Source organism: Okeania sp. SIO1H4, from assembly GCF_010672695.1.
GTDB lineage: Bacteria > Cyanobacteriota > Cyanobacteriia > Cyanobacteriales > Microcoleaceae > Okeania > Okeania hirsuta.
The window spans coordinates 19,114-43,526 of sequence record NZ_JAAHGB010000057.1 but is presented as its reverse complement, the minus strand read 5'-3'; the positions used below and the strand labels follow the sequence as shown (position 1 = coordinate 43,526).

Sequence of the window (24,413 nt, the reverse complement as noted above, 5' to 3'; positions counted from 1 at the left end):
ATTTAATAGCAAATAAACCAAATATTGCTGGAATTAGTGTTCCCGGAATGCCTATTGGCACCCCTGGTATGGAAATGGGCGATCGCCAAGAATCTTTTAATGTCTTTGCCTTTAAAAAAGATGGTCAAACTGAAGTTTTCAACTCTTATAAATTCTAGAATTTATAACAGATAAATTTAGAAATAATCAATTTTTAGGGAAGTTTCATGGAACCTCCCTACTAGCACGTCAAGCTTAAAATAGTGTTTTAGGAAAATTCTCCAAACCTTAGTCAGAGCAAGTAATTATACTCAAAAATTTAATACACCATTTTCAGTTTGACACGACAGTAGGGTTTGCGCTCAAAAGTCTTATGAGTGAACGTAGGAGTCAGGAGTCAGGAGTCAGGAGTCAAAATAAATGGGAATTATAGAGGAGCTAGGAGGAAGAATTTTCCCTTGATTTTTCTGCCATAGTTAGCCCAAAATACTAGACTTTTTGCATTAAAAAGCTCAAAAAGCTAGCACTTTTTTAGGGTCGAAAAAAGTGCGCTTGTTTCAGTCTAAAACGCTCAAAAAGTTAGTTTTTTAGGCGCATAGTTGGGCAGAAAAATCAAGGGACAATTCATATTCCTACATTTCTATTTCTCCTATCTCCTGTCTCCTGTCTCCTGTCTCCTACCCCCTACTAAAAGACTTTTGAGTGCAAACCCTAAGTAGTACAGGAACAAACATTATTGGTGCAAACCAGTAGTGAAGTTGGCGTAGTCTAGCTCTATATGCAAAGATACCAAATGGCTTCTATAGAGAGAGGATTGACTGAATCAAGGAATAAAGGTATAATCAGTCATCAAACATACCTTTATATTGTAATCCATCAGAGCAAAGTTAAAATTCAATAGTAAACAGAACATTCTGATGGCTCAAAACCCTGGTATCATATATATATTTAAACAATTAAAAAAAAATCAAATCAGCAATGATGAAATTATTTACTATTGGTCATTCTAATCATTCCATCGAATCTTTTTTAAGTCTCTTACAAAAACATCAGATAACAGCTATAGCAGATGTTCGATCCTATCCTTATAGTAATTATTTACCTCATTTTAATCAAAAAAACATTCAGCAATATCTACATAAAACCAATATTTCATACATTTTTTTAGGCAAAGAATTAGGTGCAAGAACTAATAATTTAAGTTGTTACGTTAATGGAAAAGCTTTATACGAGCTAATTGCTAAAACAGAAGAATTTCAAAAAGGTTTAGAAAAAGTTTATCAAAGTTTGGAAAATTATAACATTGCTTTGATGTGTTCTGAACAAGATCCAATTACTTGTCATCGTGCTATTTTAGTGAGCCGACATTTAATAAATAAAGGTTTAGATATTTACCATATTCTTAAAAATGGTGACTTAGAGAATCACTCTGCTCTTGAACAAAGACTACTACAAATTAACAATCTTGTTGAAAAACCCCAGCCATTTTTACAATTAAGTCTTTTTGATACTGAAAACTTCAGCCAAAATGCTAGTCAATCCACTAAAAGTTCTCAAGATACAATACTTGAAAAAGCTTACAAAATTCAAGGAGATAAAATTGCATACATAAGCAAAAAATAAGTAAGCATTTAGCTATAGAAATTCTATTTTTCTTGTTTTCAATGTTTACCGAATAATTAATAATGATTAATTAAATAATTCAGGTTTGTTAGCCTCCCCTTGGCAGCGCCGCGAGCTGTCGCTCTACAAAGAAAAAAGAAGAAATAATATTTCCTTATATTCAATTCCGTAACGGTTTTAACCAGAGGTAATTATCCATTATCCATTAATGAACCCTTCTTTCTTCTTCGTTCTTCGTTCTTCGTTCTTCCTTCATTTATCAAATGAAAAAAACTATTGAAATTTTTACAATTGGATTTACACAAAAAACCGCTCAAGAATTTTTTGAGAATTTAACAGCATCAAAAGTAAAATGCGTTATTGATACAAGAGTAAATAATGTTTCTCAACTGGCTGGATTTGCGAAAAAAAAAGATTTAGAATATTTTCTTAAAGTTATTTGCAATATTGAATATATTCATATTCTAGATTTAGCACCTACTAAAGAACTTTTAGATGATTATAAAAAAAAGAGAATTACTTGGGATACTTATGAACAAAAATTTAATCATCTTATTAGTGAAAGAGAAATCGAAAAAAAAGTTTCACCTCAACTTTTAGATAGAGGTTGTTTGCTTTGTAGTGAAGCTAAACCACATCATTGTCATCGTCGTTTAGTAGCTGAATATCTCAACAAACAATGGGGAAATATTAAAGTATGTCATCTCTAAAAAAAATAATTTGTTTAGCTAATTCCTACAAACTAAATGAGCGTTGTATTGCAGGGATTGATTTAGATACGGGAAAATGGGTTCGTCCAGTATGCGATCGCCAATATCCTGAAGATGGAAGAGTGCCTAAAAGAATTAGATTTGTTGAAGGTAGAGAACCAAAACCTCTTGATATTCTTGAAATTCCTCTTGATAATAAAGGAAATGATTTTGGTTTTGAAAGTGAAAACCTTTCAGTATTAAAAGGTGAATGGAAATGTTTAGGTCAAGCTAAAGTTGAAGAGATACTTCAATACTGTAATAATTCCGACTATATCCTACATAACTCTCGTAAATATGTTAATTCTTCCTATCTAAAAACAGTTCCCTTTCATCGACGTCGAACAATTGAAATTGTTAAAGTTCAAAAGCAAAATTTTTCTGTGACTCAAAATGAAGGAGCTAAATTTCGAGGTAGTATCAAAAATAATCATGGTTATTTGCTCTTAAATAATGCAAAAATTACCGATCCAGAATTTATAAAAAACTTAGAAAATGGATACTCTCCAACTTCAAATAATCTTTTGGTGACAATAAGTCTTAGTATGCCTTATGTTCCTTCTCAAAATTGGGAAGGAGAACCTCCTTGTTGGAAGTTAATAGCAAATATAATTGAGTTTTGATTTGCCTAAAAGCTAATAATTCTGAGTGCTTTCCGTTCCAGACTGCTCCGCAAACTCTATTGGTTGTTTCAGACGAAAATATGTTGGAGGTGCTACAACAATTAATAATTAATTATTAATTATTACCTCTCCTTGAAAGCAGATAGGATTGACTAATCATGAAAATTTTTTTCTCTCTTGGTCGATGGTCAAACAGCGAGGAGACCTCACCATTCCTTGACCGCTTGTTTCTCCTTTAAAGGAGAGGCTTTATACCTTAATTATTCGGTAAATCCTATGTATATTATTCTTATGTCTATTCCGTTACTAGCTGTTAAAAGCCATTACTAACCATCACTCCCCTACTCCTGCGCTCAAGAAAACATAGAAAAGTTTTTGAGCATAAGACTATAGAGGAGAAAAACCCGATCGCTGTCATTCAAATTAACTTTTTGACTAGGATGCTTTGATCGACTCATCAATATTTGTCTTATTAATTTCCCAGATTTCTTCTTCTTCTTCCCATTCCCAAATCCATCTGCTATCCACCCGTTTCACGTTCCCGTCAAAATTATAAACTGTCGCCGTTGCCAAAGTCTCAATCCAGACAGTTGCTCCACAAGAATGAGGTTTTTCTGGTCGATAAACAATCCGACAAGGACCGTGAATATCGATTTCATGACCTTTAGCTAAATTTTTAGAACATCGTTTAGCAGAAACTACATGAAGTTCGGTATTACGATTATTTTTATTGATACCTATATTCGGTCGATTGAAATGAATAGTATTCTTGCCACAGTGTCTACAAGAACGCCAACGAGGTTTGGGACCACGACTCCTACCTGCAATTCTAGGCATTCCTTTATATAAAGGAATCACCCAAGTGCGACCATTAATCTTTCTAGCTCCTTGAATCCTACCTTCTTGGAGCAAAACTCGGACTCTTTGAGCAGAAATACTTAAAAGAGAAGCTGCTTCAGTAGTACCAACAAACATGATTTTTTAACTATTTTGATATACGCAATAGTATAACATGAAAGTTCGCCGATCATTTCAGTAGAACTTATTTTTGATAAATAATGGTATTAAATATTGTTGGAAATATAGGAATAAATAATCTTATAACTTTACCTCACGCTTCCTCAAAAGTGCTGTAATTTTTTTTAATGTCCGATCGCTCATTCGGCGATCGCTATAATTGCAAAATAAATTTGTATTATTTATTATTTTCTAGCTTATGTATATTGTTGTTTTTGTTGAGCAATCCAATCAAGAATTAAATCATTAACTATTTCGGGACATTCATCGTGGGGACAATGGCCAGCATTATCAATTTCTGTTAATTTTAAACAAGGATTAAGCTGAACAAACTGACTGGGATTAGCAAATTTAGCAGGAATTAATAAATCTTGCTTACCCCAAATCAATAACATGGGAGTTTCTAGAGTAGGAAGTAAAGCTTTCACACTAGGACCTAACTTTGTACTACCCATAATCTTAAATAGAATACAAAAAGCACGAGAGGCTCCGCGATCGCTTGGCGGTCCTGCTAATATGTCTACAAGTTCTTCTGTGATCCGGTCGGGATTACTATAGGCAATTTTGACCCAACGACGAATAACTGAAGGTCTACTAACTATAGGGAACACAGCTCTCAATAACACCGGAGACGCAACAATATTTTGAATAAACTCAACAGTAGGTAATAACCAAGCTGGAATTGCTTCGGCCTGAGCTGCCGGATCGGGTAAACTAATCATTATCAGCAATGCAACTATATCTGGATAGGTCGCAGTCGCTACTAGAGAAACTAATGAACCAATAGAATTACCAACTAATATTACAGGTACTTGAATGAAAGTCTGCCAAAATTCATACACCTGCTCTACCCAAAAACTAACATCGTAGTTGGCGATCGCTTTTTCAGAAGCACCAAAACCTACTAAATCTAGTGCATAAACTGTATGTTTTTGGCTGAGTACATTTATATTATGTTGCCAATGGCCTATTGATGCTCCAAAACCATGTAGCAGTAAAATAGGGGGGTTTTCTAAGTTATGGCCTTCTAAAGTTTCGTGGTTATTTTGGCATCTAACATAGGTATAACGAATTTGCCACCCTCGCCATACCCAGTCTCTTTGACTACCTATTTTTTTTTGCCAGTTCCTAGTAGTATTGCCCACCATATACTTCAAGAATTCCTAAATATTAAGATTTGCAAAGTGCCAGACACATTACTTTAGCACCAGCATTATTAATTATCTATCTACGATCGTTAGAGAGTTGAGTGCCCAGTATCATTGTCAAACTAATAAACTTGCATAAAAGCCTTCATTCGTGATATTATTATTGTTTATAAGCTAGACTATTTATGTTAAAAACAACATTCCAAAATTAAAATTCAATTTAGATAGATATTGCTAAATTAGCAAATATTCTGTTCTCTATAAACTAGTATGTAACATCAAATCCTCAAATCTATATGAGGTTAGAAACAGGCAAAATGTAGAATACTAAGTCTTGATGCTTTACCGAAAATAGCTGGGAAGCGTAAAAACCCTTGATCATAAAAATCTCCGGCGCTTCAACTAGGGATAGCATCAAAAAAAGGATCTATCTAAAAAGTGTAGCCTGATTTAGTATAAATGTCCCTCTAAACAATCGTTTTAAATATTCCAATTAATGCCAATCGAAAAAAGAAATAATCGTAATCTCCCTCAAGTTAACAACAATATTCGAGTTCCTAAAATCAGAGCCATTGACGCAGATGGCTCTCAGTTGGGAATTATGGATACAGAAGAAGCGTTGCAAATGGCCAGAGAAAAGGAACTAGACCTGGTTATGGTCAGTGATAAAGCTGACCCACCGGTTTGTAGGATCATGGACCATGGGAAGTATGTGTTTGAGCAGAAAAAGAAAGCACAAGAGGCAAAAAAGAAGCAACATAACGCAGAAGTTAAGGAAGTGAAAATGCGCTATAAAATTGAGGAGCATGACTATAATGTTCGCTTATCTCATGCAAAGCGTTTTCTCGAATCAGGTGATAAGGTTAAGGCCACTATTATGTTCCGAGGCCGGGAAATACAGCACAGTAATCTTGCAGAAGCATTATTGATGCGGATGAAAGAAGATCTAAAAGATTTAGCAGAGGTTCAACAAGCTCCCAAGAGAGAGGGACGCAGTATGATGATGTTGTTATCTCCTAAAAAGTAAAGTGGGATAGTCATGACATTGATAACTCCAACTTGATTTGCCAAGGGGTCTCCCGTTAAATCGCAGATTAGATTATAACGGGAGGTTAATAGCCTCTGGTAAATTAAACAGGTGTCAATTGCTGTTCAAATATAGCACTAAAGAGTAGTAGGAAAATTATAATAATTACTGATTGCTACAAAATTAAGCCCACTTGTGAACAGTCAGTCAACATTGATTATTGGCTATAACTATTACAAAGGCATTGGAATTATGCTCTTGGTCAACCCTTGGACTGGTTGAACCAAACCAGGTGTCAAATAACCGTTGTTCGATAGTGTCATGTCCTATGGGTGAGATTCAAGAGTTGCCAGATTATTCTTTTGAGGAATCATCACTCTTACAGACAAAAAACTTATTTCCCGACTACAAGGAAATCTCCATAGGAAGTTCAACAAATTAACTTACAAAGACTAGATCAAGCTTAGAAACGTTGGTTAATACCTGATCAAACTGGTAAACGTGGAGGGCGACCAAGATTCAAAAAATCAGGGAAATTAAAGTCATTCTGTTTTAGTAGAGTTAATCATCCGCTCATCAGTAGACTTGTCGCGAAATAAAACCTTAAAGTTAAATGGAAAATTTCTACCTTTCAATCATTAAATTATGCTGCCATTAAGTAGAAATTCCAGAGTCCAGCTGCAGTGAACATGAAGTGAGCGTCGCGCATCTTTGATGTGATTTCGATATCATCCTCTAGCTGCATTATATCTGTTTACCCCAGATATTGTATGTTCACATTTGACGCTATCGCTACTTTTTTCTTGATTGAGATGTTTTTGTTGGTCAGTTAATTCCTTAGATCGAGGTTTTTTCGTGGGTCGACTTGATGTTGACAAATTCCTTCTGTAACCCCTGGAAACCCAAATCTATAGCAATGTGCTCTGGCATATTTACACATTATTTTTTGTAAACCTTTTCCCTTACTGCACTTTGAGCTACTAAGTTGTAAATACCTGAGCGCTCATTGCTATACATGAATTTTCACTTCATCAGGTACAAAATCCACCAATTTTTCTTCATCTATAGCAATGAGTGCTGGCATCTTTACATACTACATAAAGAATTTATGTAGTATTGTAGTTGCTGCATGACCTGCATTTTTCATACATAAATTAGGCGATCGCCAAACATTAAAATTTTCAGGATGTGTGTTTAGGTATTGAAAATTTACAGTTTATAATTTAAGAAACTTCTATCTTCAAATAAAGTTTGAGTGTTATGGTACATCCTTACAGTCAAGATTTGCGTCAACGGGCTCTTAATCTCATGATTAATGGTATGTCTATTAGTCATGTGAGTCGTTTATTAAATATAAGTCGGCCTACTCTTCATCAATGGCGAGATCGATATTTAAGCACAGGTTCAACAGCAGCTAAAGTCAGTGTACCTCCTCCTCAGATATCTAAAATTAAAGACTGGGAAGAATTTGAAAAATTTGTTCAGGCATTTCACGAACAAACTCAAAAACAAATGGCTGCAACATGGGGAAACTGTAGTCGTTTTACTATTAGTAGAGGTTAAAAAAAACTTGGTTTTACTCGTAAAAAAAAACATATGGTGATCAAGAAACAGACGAACTAGAAACAGAAGAATTTATCTTTAAACTAAATCAAATGGACAAGAAAGATATTGTTGATGTAGATGAAGCTGGAATAGATAATAGGGAAGATTATCCTTATGGTTATGGAGTTAAAGGAAAAAGAGTACCAGGTATGAAATCAGGAAAAAGAACTGAGAGAGTAAGTTGGATTGCAGCTATAAATCAAGAAAAAAAGTTTGCTCCTTTAACATTTATAGGAAGTTGTAATCGTGTATGGCATGAGAGCTGGTGGGAAAATTGTTTACTACCAAAATTACAACGTAGTGGTGAAAGATATGCTATACGAATAATTGATGTAGTTGCTCTTTGAGACGATCGCTTTGAGACAAGAATGTGATTTTTTAATTATCTGTTAAATCAAGTTCCAAGGCGCAATCGCGAGAGGGGTAGTGTCGGCGATCGCATCCATTCTGCGATCGCAAATAAAAAATATCGGTCATTTAGCAGCACTTGTATTGCTTTTGCAGTTTTATGTAGTATGTAAACATACCAGCGCTCATTGCTATATTTAACGAGAGAGAACTTCACAGTTTAGGATAATACTAATTAAGTTTGAGTGGGTGAAGCTAGCTCTCCGTTCTACTTGATTTATTAAGTACATTCCTCTTCTGATAATTTTCAGGAGAGGATTTAAACTATTGGGCAAGAAGTATACTTTCTTAAGTATAGATTTAAGTTCAAATTCAGCAAATTCATGGAACAGAGAAGTTTGAAAAATTACACAGGATTAGGAGATAAACTGCTAATATCCCTCAATCTCCGTTCTGAGGAAGTAGAGCGAACCTTGCTAATGTTTGCGGTATATACTCTTACTTCTGTCGGATTAATTTGGTTAGAACTAAGTACAGTTAGTTTATTTTTAGACCAGTATGGTGCTGACAAACTACCATGGATATATATTGCCAGTGCTGTTATAGGTTCAGGTCTGGGTTTTGTCTATTCTTGGCTACAAAAAATCATGCCTCTGCGTCGAGTAATAATAGTTATTCTATTACTAATGGCAGCACCTTTGTTTTTATTTCGGTTTGGTATTGGTATCGAAAATGTACAGATAACTGGTCTGAGTTTAGCTTTTCTGACTACCTTTATGATGTGGTTGTGGGTAGAAGCTTGTTATTTGCTCAACGATCTGAATACCTCAATCACAGCTAATCAGTTATTTAACATCAGAGAAATTAAGCGAACATATCCAATAATTAGTAGTGGTTTTTTAGTAGCAGGAGTAATTAGTGGATTTTCTCTACCTTTAATACTATACTTTGTTGGACTGAGTAATGTTACAATAATATCTGGATTAATGATAGTATGTGGGTCAGGAATACTGTTATTTTTGTCAGAAAAATATCAACAATCTTTTCCTGACTCTAGCCGTTGGATACCGGAAGAAGACGAACAAGAATTTTCTACAAGGAACATTCAAGGACCTCTACAAGGTTATATACTCCCATTAATCATATTTTTTGTAATAGCAGAAGTTCTCTATGTATTAATAGACTTTCAATTCTTTTATCAACTAGAACTGCAAAACCCAACAACTGATGGAGCAAGTCAAATAGCAACTTTCTTAGGTTTATTTGAGGGAGTTTTGAGTACCTGCCAAGTAGCAACTCAATGGTTTGCCTCTAGTCGTCTAGTAGAAAGAATCGGAGTTTTTGGTACAGCGATGATACTACCAATAGGAGCAATAGCTTTAGGCTTATTTTCTTTTACAGGCGCAATAACAGGATTATTTTCAGTATTTATCGGATTAGTAATTCTGAGATTTTTAGATGAGTTACTACACTATACATTGATTGAAACTACTGGACCTGTTTTATTCCAACCTCTGCCTGAAAATATTCGCAGTGATGTTCAAACAATGGTAAATGGGGTGGCAGAACCATTTTCTACAGGCTTGAGTGGATTAATAATACTAGCAATTCTCTGGTTATGTAGATTAATATTAAATCCTAGTCACAGTGGGTTTCAAGACCAGCAGGGTCTGATATTTGTAATAGCAATTCTGATATCTGGTTTCGTATGGTTGGGAGTAATATGGTTCATTAGAAGTCAATATATAGGTTTGCTAGTAAGAAGCGCTGGTAAAGGAAGACTTGGTGTTTTGGATGTAGATATGCGGGCATTGAAGCGCTCGGTAGTAGAAACTTTGGAAAAGGGTAGAGCAGAAGAAGATAAACGTTCCTGCATAGAGTTACTCAGTCAAATAGATAAAAAAAATGTAGGGGAAATACTGGCTCCACTTTTGCCGATTATGTCATCTGAATTACAACGTCAAAGTCTAGAAGTAATGTTGAATCATCCTAACCCAACTTATCTCGAACAAGTACGTTCCCTAGCTCAGACATCTGTACCACCAGAAGTATTGGCTTTGGCTTTACGGTATATTTGGTTGACAGAATCAGGGCCAGAAATTAATCAAATACGACCTTATTTACAACCTTCAGTAGATCCTGTGGTAAGAGGTACTGCCGCAGCTTTAATTATGCGTCGAGGTGATCGAGGACAAAAAGCTGAAGCTACTAATGTTTTACGCAGGATGATTACTTCCAAACTAGAAAAAGAAAGAGTGATGGGTGTTCGTGCTTTGGGGGAAGCAGATTATTTGCAAGGGTTACGATTGTATGTTCCTAGTTTATTACAGGATGAATCGTTACGAGTGCGAAAGTATTGCATGGATGTAATTGCTTCTACTCGTTTGGAAAGCTACTACCCCTCTTTATTGCGAGGTTTGTCTTACAAATCTACTCGGGAAGCTGCATTACAAGCATTGGTGAGGTTAGGTAATGATGGGATTCCGATGTTGGTAAAGTTGGCAGATGATTCTCATAAGTCAGATTTGGTCAGATTACAGGCTTGGAATGCTATTGGTGAAATTGGTACAATTGAAGCGCTGGATGCTCTGGTAAACAGAATGATGACTACCTGGGGTATAACACGCCGTAATATTCTGCGAAGATTGTTGACAATGCCAGGGGAAGTTGGAATTGAGGGGGTACTTGAACGGGTAGGTCGTAGCGGTGTAGAAATTTTAATTGAGCAAGAGTTGATGTTTATGGGGCAAGTTTATGCAGGTATAGTAGATTTGTCTAGGGTGGATATGACTTCTACTACTACTTTATCTCCTATCGTAGAGGAGGTTAATGGAAAACTGAGTACTGATTATACGCAAATGTTACTTCGGGCATTAAAATTGCTGGAGTTAGATGCTATAGAACGGTGTTTCTTATTAATGAAGTTTCTCTATCCATTGGGAGCTATTCAGGCAGCAGCTTTTAATATTAAGTCTGACTCACGTTCAAATTTAGCCCGTGGTTTAGAGATTTTAGATAATACTGTAGATATTTCCTGTAAGCGATCGCTGATTGATATTTTGGATCAAAACAGTTATGAGGAAAAGTTAAGTAGTTTGTCTGAGATGGTGGTTTATAAACTAATGGCTCCTAGCGAACGTTTACGGCATCTGTTAAATTTACGTCATTTTCTTTCTGATTGGGCTTTGGCTTGTTGTTTGCAGATGGCTCGTGCAGCTCGTTGGGGTTTAACTGCAGAGCAAACTTTAGTTTGTTTGCGTCATCCTACAGGTTTTGTGCGGGAGGCGGCTTTAGCTTATTTACGGATGGCATCTCAACGTGCTTTGGTTGAATTATTACCTAATTTGAGAAGTGACCCAGATCCTCTGGTAGCTGCTCAAGTAGAACAAATGATTGTTGAATTTGGTATTGGTTAACAATAGCAGGGTAGTTATCGTAATTTGGATAAGTAGATAGGCAAATTTGTTTGTATATCTACTATAAGAATACTCAATCTACTTGACTAAAATAATTTTCAAAAAAATCAAAGTCTCTCCCTAAAGTAGATTTGGTTATTGAGGTAATTAGCCTATAATCTACTAATAACTAGAGATACATTTTCTGTGCCGATTTTGCCTACTTCGGTTATGAATTATACCAATTTGGAAAAAGAATGTTACGAATAATCAGGGCAATTAAATGACTTTATAGGAGATGTCCCTTGAAGTAAAAATATCAATTCTGACCTAATAAATGGTATCAAAGCTATTTATTCTGTAAGTCGCCAATCTGACAGCTCCCCTACCTGACTCCTGACTTCCCCTCCTGGGAGGGGGAGGGGCGAGGGGTGGGTTGACTCCTAAGAAATAACCTATTTATTTGTAGCAAATATTTATCAATTTGGTATTATAAGGGTTTTCACATAGATAGACTACAGTGGCCAAAGCATTTTTCTACTGCCTCTGTTGGTGCGCATTCCCTCTCTTGGTTGACATTCTCATGGCGAGGAGACCTCGCCGGATTCCAACCGCTTGCGTCTGTCGCACCCCGTGGGGTCGCGCCGCTACTCCATTTTCTCTATCCCCTAAGCAAAAATAATTTTGTAGTCTACTTAAATGAAAAGCGCTGTAAATTAATTTTGTGGCGTTGTACAGTGACGAATAATACCAAATCCGGGTATAAAAAAAGGCTTGTCTTATCTCTCAATCCTATGTATCGTATAAAACTACCATTTTTTTTATACCCTCTTACTAGGGTAGATTTGGTATGATTTGAGATTTTTGATGAACAGGATTTTGGATTAATCAATTCCTGTAATGATTAATGTTAGGTTTTTTTTAGTCAAAGTCTAAACTATTTTTTGGCAATATCATTCCATAATATGCAACACCAATTTTGTATATATACCAGATACTTCTGATAACTTGCAGCAAGTATAAAAATTAAATCTCTTTTCCCTTTTTTTTCAAATACTTCTGTTTACCTTTTAGGTGACTTGTACAAAAAGTCTATTGATATGATTAATTTTAATTATGGGATAGTGTAAACTAAAGAAATGCAAGGTCATCTATCAAATGTTATCTGAACATTATTAACCATTAAAATTTGCTCAATAAAACGTGATTATTAAATTTGTTTATTCACCAAAGGGAAGGGTGTAAATGTTATGCTGACAAGTGTAGAGCGTCTTTTATTTATTAGAGCTGTCCCAATTTTTAGAGAATTAAGAGATGATTTCTTAGTACGTTTAGCTTCTGTTATGGATGAGCTATCTTTCCCTAGTAGTTATAGCATTTTTACTGAAGGGCAAGAGGGAAGGTCTCTTTATATTGTGGTATCTGGTAAAGTTAGAGTTCATTTGGCAGACAGGGAGTTAGCAAGGTTAGAACAAGGAGCTTGTTTTGGTGAAATGTCTTTGTTTGATGCTGAACCTCGTTCTGCTTCTGTAACTACTTTAGAAATTTGTGAATGTTTGATGTTAACTCAAATGCAACTTTATGATGCAATTGATGAAACACCAGATATTGCTATTAATATTATTCGTCTGTTGTCTCGTCGTATTCGTGAACTAAATCAAAAAATTAATGCCAGAGAAAATAGTATAGCTACTACTAAAGTAGCCGAGTTTCGTTAGTTCACCAAAATATTCAGTAAATTGGTTTTGTCTAAATAAAACCAACATCGCTTATACTTACAGCACTTTTGAGGATGGTGAGGTACGGTAACAGGAATGAGTGAACCAATTTCTCATATCAGTTAAAGTTACTTGCTAAATTGCTTCCATTAATGCTATTTCGAGCATCATCTCTAGTACGAGCCGCAACCCCTCGCAAATATTCTTTAATTTTTGACCAACAATTTTCAATTGGGTTAAATTCAGGAGAATATGGAGAAAGATATAGCACTTTTATTCGGAGCTTCTTCAATTATATTTCTGATTTCCTCAACTTGATGAGCTGGTAAATTGTCCATTACCAAATATGCACCTGGCCATAAATTAGGTAATAAAACTTGTTCAATAAAAACTTGAAAAACATTTTCACCGAGAAATTGTGGGTATGCGCCTCCCCTTTTCAGGGGAAAAAAGAAAAAATTTTTCATGATTAGTCAATCCTCTTGTTTTCAAGGAGAGGTAATTATTAATTATTAATTCTTGAATTGTACCACTATCAATGGTCATAATCCCAGAAAAACCAGACAAAGAAATTGCACCAATTAATGTTAAGTTTGTTCCTCTTTCATCGGGACGAGTATCATCAACTTTATTTCCTTTGGCAGAACGGCCATAGGTTCTAGTCATGGCTAAATTTATAGCAGTTTCATCTAAAAAAACTAGGTTTTTTGCCTGGATATCTAGAACGTTTTCCCAATAATCAAGCCTTTTTTCCAGATTTTTTGTGGTTCCTGCTTGAGCTGTGCGAAAAGTTTTTTTTCGCGTCAAGTTGAATTTTTGAAGTTCAACACACAGAGTAGAGCTACTTACTGAGAAATTGTGGGTATGCGCTTCCCCTTTTCAGGGGATAATAAATAAAAATTTTCATGATTAGTCAATCCTCTTGTTTTCAAGGAGAGGTAATAATTAATAATTAATTATTAATTGTTGAACATAGTCTCCATCAATTCACACAATTTCTGGTTGGTCTCCTCTAGACAAACATTGATCTATTAGAGACATTGTTAAGTCTGGTTTCTTGACAAATTCTGGGTCTTTTTTTCCTTTGGGAAAAGAATCAGCTTTCTGATACAAAGCTATATCTCAAGGCAGACTTTTAACTCGATCATCAAGATTAGTTGTAACTACGACTACACCATTATCTGTTTTTCCTATTTCTCCTAATATATTGTCACCCTACTCCTGCAGTTAAATTACCACTTCTTGCTCCGTCTTTACGCCGAGGAAACCTCGGTGCAGGCGGTGCGCTTTTTCTGTGGCCTGAATCGTCTATAATTAAAGCAAATAAACCAGAAGGTTTTGTTTGACGACATTCCCACATCACTTGAAGACAAAGCTGATTCACAGCATCTACGGACCAATTTGCTCGAACTAAAAAATGCCGTAATTTGTGGTAGGTGTGACCTACAGACCATGTTGGCAATTTGAGACAAGTTTTTTCTGTGGCTTTCTCCTAATCATCCTCCTATATACTCTCGGTTACCCGATTTTTTGAGCTTTTGTCTTAAATACATTGTTAAAGCGATTTGCTTACGCAACGCTACCGCGAACGCACCATCGATGCAAACAAGGGGGCATGGCCACTGAAGTTGTTTCTTTCATCGGACTTTCCCCAGGGAGTAATTAACGTCAAATACTTGTCAGGTATATATTATCACCTTTTTTTTACCTTTTTTTCACTAAAGTCCCGTTAATTAGAAACCAACATTCGGCACTTTATTTCAAAGTATACAAAGATTATGTTTTAGTAAAAATCGGAGCTGGTAACAGAGATTTAGGGTAAAAAGTACGCAAAATTAATTACAAATTTTGCAAAACTTAATTTATGGTGATAGAACCCATTTGAGATCTATATTAAAAATAGAGAAGGAGATGGGGAGATGGGGAGATGAGAGTATTTTTCTACCTGCAAGGGAAGCTACCAGGTTTGCTATTGGACGACGCGGGGTCTCATCCGCTTTTTCCCCATTCTCGTTCCTGAATTTCCACAACTTCCTCAGGCTGAGGACGGAAGCCAAAAGCGCATACCGCGTCCAAAGATACGCTCAGGGGTTCTATAAGAATTACATAGAATCGGAGTAGGTAAAAATTTTTTTTGAGTACTTATCTTTATTTGCTTTTATTTGATTTTATTTGCCTTTAAATCAAAAATATCATGTCCGCTTGAATAACTTATACTTTGGTTAAAGGAAGGCAGAGGGCAGCTATGCTTAAGGGTTTCTTTCAATTGAAACTTAATTCTGTAGAACCCCTGAGTGGTATCTTTTTAGGAATTGGTGATCATGAGTAGCGATGGCCAATTATCATAACCAACAGCTGAGTAAATGCCAGCCTTCAAGTAGTTTCACAGATCAAGAATGGGTTCTGATTGAACCATTGTTGCCAAAAAAAAAAAGAAAACTTGTCCCATGATCGGGGAGCAAAAGACAAATATTGGATGGTGTATTCTATCAACTTAAAAATGGTTGTAATTGGTCTGATTTACTCAAAGATTTACCTCTTTATTCCACAGTTTTTTGGCAGCTACATTCAGTGGCGCTCTCAAGGAGTAATTGAGAAGATTAGAGATGTTTTACAGCCTCAAGTACGTCAACAAGTAAAAAAAAAGCCAAATGGACAACTTTAATCATCATTGATTCACAAGCGGTGAAAAATACTTGCAATGCTAGTGTAGAGTTCAAAGGATTCTGTTTTGACAAGGGCACTAACGGAAATAAGAGCCATTTAGCGGTTGATAGTCTGGACTTTCCCTTTTTTACCCATTGTACATGCATCGTCAGTTTCTGATGATGTGGGATGAATAGAAATGTGATCAGACAACATCGACTAGTTTAAATCCAAACCAGTCAACATTCCTAAAACTACTATATTACTTGATAATGGATACCACCCCGAAAAGATAATAGAGGAGTTAAAGAAAATTTATCCGGCAATTATGTATGACCAAGATTCGGCTTAAGCTATCACCAAAGCCATCAAAGTTAGAGAAAGAGAATCTTGGAAAAAAAGGATTTGTGCCAGTTAAAGCATTCCGGGGTCATAGAAAGAACCAACTCATGGATGGAAAGATGTAAAAGCTTGACCAAAAACTTTGTTTGCGCAGCATTCCGCAGGAAAAGGACTCTTAACAACGCTACAGCTAAGATTAATTTGTGCTTTATTCGACTGATGCTTAAGAGGTTGACGATCACATATATACCACTCAGGGGTTCTATATACGCTCCAATGCTACCAGACATGATATCATACCTTGATTCAGCAACGCCGTAATCATTTATTCCCAATTTTTAGGATATACCTAATATAAATACTTAATTATCCTCCTTTTTATCATACTATTTTTTCTATTACACAAGCTAGGCTGGGAATGTCGAAAATTATGACTAGAATAGACGAAAAATAAATGGATAACAATAAGGTTTATTAGGATTATTTATCACATTAAGAATGGCAATAATTGGCATGACAAAACTAATAATTGCTAACAAAACTAATAAAGGAATACCAATAAGCAACCAGATCAATATACCGAATATAATAGCGTAAATATAAATGTTAATATGAAAATTCAAAGATTCTTTAGCATTACTTTTTACAACCGAATCATTAGTTAAGAGTAAAATAGCTATTGGTATCCCTACAGATACAATAGTTGTACTCAAGAAAATTGCTCCATGACATAAAGCTGATAGAATTTTTCTTTTGTCAGCATCCATTAAATATTTCTCCTGATTCAAATTAGATATAGCAGGGAACAGAGAACAGGGAACAGTGGGAAAAATATTTCCCCTTATTAGGATCATTATCAGTCTATGTCCTAACCTACCTGTATATTCCTATATTTGTTTTTTCAAACCAAAAAATAATAGGCAGAGACCAGTAATTTAGTGGTTATTAAATTGACTTAAGTCTAATTATAGCTCTGTTGTTTGTTTTGTTTTCTGGCGGATAGGAATTTCAATTAAAAATTCTGTTCCTTGTTTTGGTGTAGAAGTACAATTTAGTTTGTCTTGATGTTTTTCAATAATAACTTGTTGACATACGGATAATCCTAGACCAGTACCACTGCCTATAGGTTTCGTAGTAAAAAATGGGTCAAATATTTTCTGAAAAACTATTTCTGTCATACCTATACCATTATCCGAAATAATAATTGCTACTTATTGAGAATATATAGCTTTTGCACTAATTTTAATAGCTGGTAAATTGTAAGCATTCAGCCGTCAGCTATTAGCTATCAGCTATTGTTTTTAGTAAGCGTTCAAAGCTGTATTAATTGAGCCAGAATTAAATCTTACTACAAAAGACCTTAAAGTCTATATTCATTTAAACTCCGTCCTGAAAAGGAGTGTCTTATTGCTGAGAGTTGACTGCTAATAGCTGAATACTTACGGTAAATTTAATTTCATCTAAAGATTTATGTGAATCGCCATACATTCTGGCTCTCTTTAATGCACTAAAATCATGTTCAATGTTATTTAAATCAGCAGAATATTTGGGGAGGAATATTACTTGATGTTCTGTTTCTTCTACTATTTCTCTAATTAGATTTTGGCCATGGATTGGAGGATGATCCATAATTAATACTCAAGGAATTTCTCATGAGGCTCATAAATATTTTGATACCCAGCCTTCAAAGCCTTCTGCATTTTTACTTCCTGTGAATATCATTGGGGCTATTAAGTCATGCATTTCTTTTTCTTCTCCCCCCTACTAGGTGTTCTCTTTTTCCTCCCTTTCCTTGTCTGTCTCCATCAATTTTCTTACCTGTTTTTGACCAAGCATCAATACAACTGCTTTCCTCCTCAAATCCTGATTCATCAATATATACCCTTACTTTGACTTCCATATATTTTGATTAATTCTCTCCAGGAGCTATCATATTTTATTCTTTCTTTTCTATTGCTTTGTCTATCACGCAGTTCTTTTTTTTTCTAGTTATTTTAATTTTTTTCAGGGCACCCCAAATTGCTGTTGTACTGACTCCAAATTTTTCTGCTATGAGTTTAAGTTTTGCTTGTGGATTTTCTTTTATATCTTTTTCTAATTCTTTTCTATCTAGTTTTCTGTGACGATTCCTTACTTTTGCGGCTTCAAGCTCTTCCCGATCTAATCATCTATAATATGGATGCTCTTCCGATTCCAAAGAGTTTCGCTGCTTTGGTGATTTTACCACCGCTTTCTACGTAATCTATCACTTTTTGTCTTAAGTCTAAACTATCACTCATTCTTTAAACTATCCTCAATTCTATTTGAGTATTTTACCCGATTTTTTTCTCATCCTTAAGTTAAACGACTATATCTATCCTCCTGTCAATGTCGTCTGAGACTTTCTTCAAATAAATCATATTGCTTGTAGGATGTTAGTCTGGAATTTTTTTAAAAGATTAGCAGTAAAAATAGGAAAAACTATTTATAAAATCAAACATGAATTGCTCTGCTGATTATTTGCTCGAAGAGCTGAAGCAGCCTACAATAAAATTCAGGGCTATTTTTATTTGATAGGTGTTTTTTACCTTTGTTTTAACTATGTTAATTGTCTTGAGGCGATCGCGCTTGATTTTTAAGCGTTAGCGGAGCTTTGCGTCAGCAATCGTTCTGTTTACCATGCGCTATATGTAGTGTCTTTGCATAAGTCCTGAACTTATTGTTAATTGCCTTTAGTTTTTTAGGGCTAGAAAGTTCTAATAACTTGGATATTAATGGTATTAAAGTTCCTGCTGTGAATACTGATATTCCCGCAGTTATTGCTTTAAATATACCCGATAGCCAATAGGTGAGATGTCAGAGAGTCCAAATTGCCATTCAGTAGGTCATTCCATAGGGAACAATAAATGCACTAAACAAAACAAATATTTTTGGATAAGGCACATTCTGTCACTTCTGAATGAAATAAATTAAAGAAATAGGGATTGAAAAGTAAGCTAAGATAATGAATAAATCTGATAGTCATACTAATCCTGATTGCCAAAGATAATAATGTCCGTGAGGAATATAGTTTCATGTACTCCAAATATTTGATAAGAATTCCATATAACTTGCCTCTCTTCATAAATTATTTAATTATTGAGTTTTAACTTGTTTAATATTAGCTTTATTCTATTTATTTGTTTTTGATTTTAAAGTGATATATATAGTAGTTTTAGTGCGGATTATATGATAATTATAAATAGATAAAATATTATATAGCAATCCTATTTCAGTTGTGAAAAAGATCTTTTAATTTAGGGCACAGGCAACAAGGAATAGAAGTAAAAGTTTCAGAGTTTTGATATATCCTGTATATTTTTTACAAATGATTTCTGATTGCTATAGTATAGATAAATATATAATATGATTAATTGTTGCCTATTTTAGGAGTTAAACTAAATAATGTCCATTGAAATTGAAACAGAATTGCAAACAGCCGTGGATAAACGGCGTAACTTTGCGATTATTTCCCATCCTGATGCGGGTAAAACTACTCTTACAGAAAAACTTTTGTTGTATGGAGGTGCTATTCACGAAGCTGGTGCAGTAAAGGCTAAAAGAGCGCAGCGTCATGCTACCTCTGACTGGATGGAAATGGAACAACAACGGGGTATTTCTATTACCTCAACAGTTTTACAATTTGAATATCAAAACTGTCAAATTAATCTGTTAGATACTCCCGGTCACCAAGATTTCAGCGAAGATACATATAGAACTTTAGCTGCAGCAGACAACGCTGTAATGTTAGAAGATTCTGCTAAAGGTTTAGAACCTCAAACTCGTAAATTATTTGAAGTATGTAAAATGCGAAAGCTTCCCATTTTTACATTTTTTAATAAGATGGATAGACCAGGGCGAGAACCTTTAGAACTCTTGGATGAAATAGAAAAGGAATTAGGTTTAAAAACATATCCTGTAAATTGGCCTATAGGTATGGGCGATCGCTTCAAGGGAGTTTTTGATAGGAGAAAGGAACAAATTCATTTGTTTGAGCGTAGCGTTCATGGTAGTAAAGCTGCAAGAAATACGGTAGTAAATTTGGGCGATCCTCGCATCGAAGAATTACTGGAGCAAGACCTTTATTATCAACTTAAAGAAGATATAGAATTGCTGGAAGAATTAGGTTCAGATTTAGATTTAGAAGAGATACATAAAGGTGAAATGACTCCTGTATTTTTTGGCAGTGCTATGACTAATTTTGGGGTGCAATTATTCTTAGATGCTTTTTTGGAATATGCTCTAAAACCGGGTATTCATAAAAGTACGGTAGGTGAAGTTTCTCCTACTTATCCAAATTTCACTGGATTTGTGTTTAAATTGCAGGCTAATATGGACCATAAACACCGAGATAGGGTGGCTTTTATTCGGGTTTGCACGGGAAGATTTGAAAAAGATATGACTGTTAGTCATGCTAGAACAGGTAAAACAGTTCGATTGTCTCGCCCGCAAAAGTTATTTGCTCAAGATAGAGACTCTATTGAAATTGCTTATCCAGGAGATATAATTGGTTTAAATAATCCAGGGGTATTTGCTATTGGAGATACTATTTATAATGGCAAAAAATTAGAGTATGAAGGTATCCCTTGTTTTTCACCAGAAATATTTGCTTATTTAAGAAATCCTAATCCTTCTAAGTTTAAGCAATTTCGGAAAGGAGTTAATGAGTTACGAGAGGAAGGTGCTGTACAAATTATGTACTCTGCAGATGAGGCAAAAAGAGACCCTATTTTGGCTGCTGTTGGGCAACTTCAATTAGAGGTTGTTCAGTTCCGAATGCAAAATGAATATGGAGTTGAAACTAATTTGGAAATGTTGCCTTTTACTGTGGCACGTTGGGTTAATTCTGGTTGGGATGTACTCAAAAAAGTTGGTAGGTTATTTAACACTGTGGCGGTAAAAGATAGCTGGGGACGACCTGTTTTGTTGTTCAAAAATGAGTGGAATTGTCAACAGGTAGAATCTGAGCATCCAGAGTTAAATTTGAATACTACTGCGCCAGTTGTTTCTGGTCAGGAACCTGAGTCTTTGTGAGTAGAAGGAGGAAGTCAGAAGTCAGAAGAGCTTAAATTTCAAAGGGAATTTTCAACTTGATTTTTGATAGATAGCTATCTATTTTCAATTTTCAGTCAGAAGTTAGAAGCCACAAGTCAGAAGTCAGAAAAGCTTAAATTTCAAAGGGAATTTTCAACTTGATTTTTGATAGATAGCTACCTATTTTCAATTTTGTTGAAATAATTCAATGAAGGAGGGAAAAAGTAATCAGAAATAAGGAATTGAATATCACAATAGTTGATTCATCCCCTGAAGCACTCATGGTAAATCTGAGGTCAAACTAATTTCTGCTCTCTGTTGTGAATACCGCAATAGTCATTTCATTCCCTGAAGCACTCGATGGTGAGTCTGAGGTCAAACTAATAGAGTTAGTTTATGTGATTTTACCAAACCTATAGCTGTACGGTCTAACTCCCTATAATAGACTGTAAAAATCTTTTTTTTATCAAAATAATATGGGTCGTGCAACCCCGCCTTTTAAGGCGAAATATTTTTGGAGAGTTGCTCAAATCCCCTACTTCCCCTCCCCTCCTGGGAGGGGTTAGGGGTGGGTTAACTTCTGACTTCTGACTTCTGACTTCGTTAACGGTTATTACAACAGCAAGATTGCTAAATTAAGATAATATAGCTTCTTCAAAATCAATAGAGCTGCAACGCCTTTGATGCAAGGAAAGTTATTTTACAAATGATTTAAACGGGTTATAGATTTACTCAAATATTGCCAATAATTAACAATGAAACGAAAAAAAATTATTATTCTATCAACTATATGTTTACTAACTGTAGGAATTGCAGAATTTTCTAGACAAAAATTAAGTGATGATTGTGCAAAATGGTATTGCTCCGGAGGTTGAGATTTCGGGTAGTGGTTTAGATTCTGAGGTCAGGGTCGGGGAAAGTATGATTTTGTTTGGTGAGGATAGAGTAATTTTCAGGAAGTGAAATATTAAAAATTTAACCCCTCTTTGGTAGAATTATCAATCACATTTTTGATTGTATCTCCCTGCATTTCCAGATCAATTTCTCTCATAAGTTTGGCAATCCGTTTGGCAAAATAATATACTCGTTTCAAATACTCAATAAAATCTGATTCAAGGCCAAACGCAACCAACCGATTCGGTTGGTCAGCAGTTAAACGCATAGCTAGATGAGTATGTGCTTGGCTAGCCAACTCGTTAATTTGGGGTTTCATTGCCACCACCTGGGCAGCTAACTGCGGATCAGAGGAAACTACTGATTTGAGCGCCTGGTCTACAGCAAAACAAACTTCCTCATGCAGAGACTTTAAAACCGTTTGGGTAGCATCACTAAACTGAAGCTCATGGTGTAGCCGATGATTGCCAATTTCAATCATATTAGTCTCAATAGTATCCCCGATATTTTCAATATAGTTGGCAATCTTCAGGTACATAGACAAAAGTTCAGATTGTTGGGTCACTAAGGTTTCCAGACTCAACTGACCAAGGTAAGTTACAATTGCCCCATAAAGTCGATCGACCTCATCATCCATTGCTCGTAGTGCTGCCACCTCATCACTGGTGCCACCCTCCACCACTGGCAGACAACCGCGCACCATCTTCAGAGCAATGTCTCCTACTTGCCCTAACTCTAAACGAACCCGATCTAAGGCCAAGGTGGGAGTAGTCAGCAACATCTGATCGAGAAATTTGGGTTGCCTTGGCCAAACTGCCGGATATTTAGCGGGCACCAACTGTTGCACCAACTTGGCCAACAGGGGAGCAAACCCAATAAAAATGAAAGCATTGGCCACATTAAATAAAGTATGAGCATTAGCAATTTGGCGTGGGGTTTCCATTGCTAGCTTGGACATACCTTCGAGGGAAGATGAAACAGGTGTCAGCCAACGTACTGTATCCGCTAACTGATTAATCAACCCAACCCAAAGCAGAACACCCAAGATATTAAATAAAACATGAGCGATCGCTGCCTGAACCGCTTCTGAAGGTTTGCCGATCGTCGCCAACATTGCCGTAATGCAAGTACCAATATTTGCACCAAACACCAGGGCAATTCCAGCTTCGAGATTCAATAAGCCTTGACTTGCCAAAACAATCACCAAGCCTGTGGTAACAGCAGAACTTTGTACTAAAGCAGTAAACACCGTGGCAATGGTAATCCCCAGTAAAGGATTTTCTACCTGCTGCATCAAGCTAATAAAAGGTGGATAGGTTTGTAGGGGACTGGTGGCAATCTTCATTAACTCCATGCCATAAAACATCAGACCCAATCCCATCAACAGCAAACCATACTGGCGAGAGTATCTTCGCTGGGAAATTAGTTGCAAGACAAAGCCAATGGCAAAAAGCAATAGAGCCGAGCGAGTAATTTTAAAGGCAATAATCTGAGCAGTAATGGTCGAGCCAATATTGGCCCCCATAATTACCCCAATTGATTGAGGCATGGTCATTAATCCGGCAGAAATAAAACCCACCACCAAAACCGTCGTCACTGAGGAGGATTGAAGCACTGCTGTGATAAATGCTCCAACCACTAAACCATTCCAACGATTCGAGGTCAGTTTCGCGAGCATTCGCTTCATAGATTTGCCCGCCACTTGCTTTAAGGACTCGGTCATTTGTTCAAGTCCAAATAAGAAGAATGCGAGTCCTCCACAGAGACCCACGGTAATTTGTCCGAATTCTAAAAGACTAATTGAGTTGGTTGGTGTCATTCTTTGTCATAGTTATTCAGTGTATGGTGATTGTTAATTTCTGAACTATTCTCATACTAAATAATTCCATTATTCCCAGTGCCTTTACTGTATCTATAATACCTCATATACTGGTTCAAAAAGAGACATCAGAAAATCTAGCTGCCAAACTATTATATTACACAGAAAATGCTTCGACCTTCAACAACTATCCTGAATATCAAAAAGAATTGAACAAGGCTAAAAAGTTAATTTGATCACTACCAAATTCTGAAGCCAAACAAAATTTAATCAATGCATTAACTATTCATATTGTTGTTGATTACTTATTTGATTGTGCCAGTAGCGACCTAGACTTTCAAAATAAAAAAGAGTGTACTTTAAACGGAATATTAAAAATTACCGATATTTCACCTTTTGCTAATCAAACAGTTAAGCAAGTCAAAGAA

19 protein-coding genes and 2 pseudogenes are annotated in these 24,413 nt (G+C 35.7%); 12 read left to right on the top strand and 9 right to left on the bottom strand.

The window, feature by feature from the left end:
- Window positions 1–5: 5 nt before the first annotated feature.
- From F6K06_RS34285 to F6K06_RS26035, 4 genes are all read left to right on the top strand, one after another.
- Window positions 6–158, top strand: a complete 153-nt coding sequence (locus tag F6K06_RS34285) for a DUF411 domain-containing protein (protein WP_287326546.1) — start codon at window positions 6–8, stop codon at window positions 156–158.
- Window positions 159–957: 799 nt separating this feature from the next.
- Window positions 958–1,602, top strand: a complete 645-nt coding sequence (locus F6K06_RS26045) for a DUF488 domain-containing protein (RefSeq protein ID WP_338043225.1) — start codon at window positions 958–960, stop codon at window positions 1,600–1,602.
- A gap of 263 nt (window positions 1,603–1,865) precedes the next feature.
- The gene (locus F6K06_RS26040) at window positions 1,866–2,312 is read left to right on the top strand and encodes a DUF488 family protein (protein ID WP_124146360.1); all 447 of its coding nucleotides are present in this window, start codon (window positions 1,866–1,868) and stop codon (window positions 2,310–2,312) included.
- Window positions 2,300–2,974 carry a hypothetical protein gene (locus F6K06_RS26035; protein WP_124146361.1) on the top strand — a complete coding sequence of 225 codons (675 nt, stop codon included), beginning with the start codon at window positions 2,300–2,302 and terminating at the stop codon, window positions 2,972–2,974. Before F6K06_RS26040 ends, F6K06_RS26035 begins: the two co-directional genes overlap by 13 nt.
- A gap of 435 nt (window positions 2,975–3,409) precedes the next feature.
- Here F6K06_RS26035 and F6K06_RS26030 read toward each other — a convergent pair whose 3' ends face one another.
- Together F6K06_RS26030 and F6K06_RS26025 are read right to left on the bottom strand one after the other, a co-directional pair.
- On the bottom strand, window positions 3,410–3,949 hold the full coding sequence (locus F6K06_RS26030) for a helix-turn-helix domain-containing protein (RefSeq protein WP_192901171.1): 540 nt from the start codon (window positions 3,947–3,949) through the stop codon (window positions 3,410–3,412).
- A 239-nt stretch (window positions 3,950–4,188) separates the two neighbouring features.
- The gene (locus F6K06_RS26025; RefSeq protein WP_124146362.1) at window positions 4,189–5,139 is read right to left on the bottom strand and encodes an alpha/beta fold hydrolase; all 951 of its coding nucleotides are present in this window, start codon (window positions 5,137–5,139) and stop codon (window positions 4,189–4,191) included.
- Window positions 5,140–5,635: 496 nt separating this feature from the next.
- Here F6K06_RS26025 and infC point away from each other — a divergent pair, with 496 nt between their 5' ends.
- The 5 genes from infC to F6K06_RS26000 all read left to right on the top strand — a co-directional run bounded on the left by infC (window position 5,636) and on the right by F6K06_RS26000 (window position 13,232).
- Complete coding sequence (gene infC, locus F6K06_RS26020) at window positions 5,636–6,166, top strand: translation initiation factor IF-3 (RefSeq protein WP_124146363.1); 531 nt, start codon at window positions 5,636–5,638, stop codon at window positions 6,164–6,166.
- A 1,260-nt stretch (window positions 6,167–7,426) separates the two neighbouring features.
- Entirely contained in the window at window positions 7,427–7,729 is a 303-nt protein-coding gene (locus tag F6K06_RS26015; protein ID WP_124146364.1) for a helix-turn-helix domain-containing protein, read from the top strand.
- 92 nt (window positions 7,730–7,821) lie between these two features.
- A complete protein-coding gene (locus F6K06_RS26010) occupies window positions 7,822–8,118 on the top strand; it encodes a transposase (protein WP_124146365.1) in 297 nt (98 codons plus the stop codon).
- 384 nt (window positions 8,119–8,502) lie between these two features.
- A complete protein-coding gene (locus tag F6K06_RS26005; RefSeq protein ID WP_287243549.1) occupies window positions 8,503–11,535 on the top strand; it encodes a HEAT repeat domain-containing protein in 3,033 nt (1,010 codons plus the stop codon).
- Between the two features lie 1,229 nt (window positions 11,536–12,764).
- Window positions 12,765–13,232, top strand: coding sequence for a Crp/Fnr family transcriptional regulator (locus F6K06_RS26000; RefSeq protein WP_124146367.1), 468 nt, complete (start codon window positions 12,765–12,767; stop codon window positions 13,230–13,232).
- 118 nt (window positions 13,233–13,350) lie between these two features.
- Here the strand turns inward: F6K06_RS26000 and F6K06_RS25995 are convergent, their stop codons facing one another.
- The 3 genes and pseudogenes from F6K06_RS25995 to F6K06_RS25985 form a co-directional block, all read right to left on the bottom strand.
- A complete protein-coding gene (locus F6K06_RS25995; protein ID WP_161564645.1) occupies window positions 13,351–13,503 on the bottom strand; it encodes a transposase in 153 nt (50 codons plus the stop codon).
- Between the two features lie 134 nt (window positions 13,504–13,637).
- Window positions 13,638–14,039, bottom strand: a complete 402-nt coding sequence (locus F6K06_RS25990) for a transposase (protein WP_124146370.1) — start codon at window positions 14,037–14,039, stop codon at window positions 13,638–13,640.
- A gap of 183 nt (window positions 14,040–14,222) precedes the next feature.
- Window positions 14,223–14,873 (bottom strand): annotated as a pseudogene (locus tag F6K06_RS25985) (transposase); the annotation flags it as partial.
- 831 nt (window positions 14,874–15,704) lie between these two features.
- Between F6K06_RS25985 and F6K06_RS34280 the strand changes: the two are divergent.
- Window positions 15,705–15,827, top strand: a complete 123-nt coding sequence (locus F6K06_RS34280; protein ID WP_205127469.1) for a hypothetical protein — start codon at window positions 15,705–15,707, stop codon at window positions 15,825–15,827.
- Window positions 15,828–16,654: 827 nt separating this feature from the next.
- Here the strand turns inward: F6K06_RS34280 and F6K06_RS25970 are convergent.
- From F6K06_RS25970 to F6K06_RS25960, 3 genes and pseudogenes are all read right to left on the bottom strand, one after another.
- Complete coding sequence (locus F6K06_RS25970; RefSeq protein ID WP_124146372.1) at window positions 16,655–16,987, bottom strand: DUF4870 domain-containing protein; 333 nt, start codon at window positions 16,985–16,987, stop codon at window positions 16,655–16,657.
- 198 nt (window positions 16,988–17,185) lie between these two features.
- Entirely contained in the window at window positions 17,186–17,419 is a 234-nt protein-coding gene (locus F6K06_RS25965) for a sensor histidine kinase (RefSeq protein WP_275670420.1), read from the bottom strand.
- A gap of 205 nt (window positions 17,420–17,624) precedes the next feature.
- A pseudogene (locus F6K06_RS25960) lies at window positions 17,625–18,499 on the bottom strand (IS630 family transposase).
- Window positions 18,500–18,918: 419 nt separating this feature from the next.
- On the opposite strand from F6K06_RS25960, the gene F6K06_RS25955 reads away from it, so the two are divergent.
- Together F6K06_RS25955 and F6K06_RS25950 are read left to right on the top strand one after the other, a co-directional pair.
- Entirely contained in the window at window positions 18,919–19,047 is a 129-nt protein-coding gene (locus F6K06_RS25955; RefSeq protein ID WP_275670419.1) for a hypothetical protein, read from the top strand.
- 596 nt (window positions 19,048–19,643) lie between these two features.
- Window positions 19,644–21,272 carry a peptide chain release factor 3 gene (locus F6K06_RS25950; RefSeq protein WP_124146374.1) on the top strand — a complete coding sequence of 543 codons (1,629 nt, stop codon included), beginning with the start codon at window positions 19,644–19,646 and terminating at the stop codon, window positions 21,270–21,272.
- Between the two features lie 967 nt (window positions 21,273–22,239).
- Here F6K06_RS25950 and F6K06_RS25945 read toward each other — a convergent pair.
- Window positions 22,240–23,985: a Na/Pi cotransporter family protein gene (locus tag F6K06_RS25945; protein WP_287243542.1), complete on the bottom strand. Its 1,746-nt coding sequence runs from the start codon at window positions 23,983–23,985 to the stop codon at window positions 22,240–22,242.
- Between the last annotated feature and the right edge of the window lie 428 nt (window positions 23,986–24,413).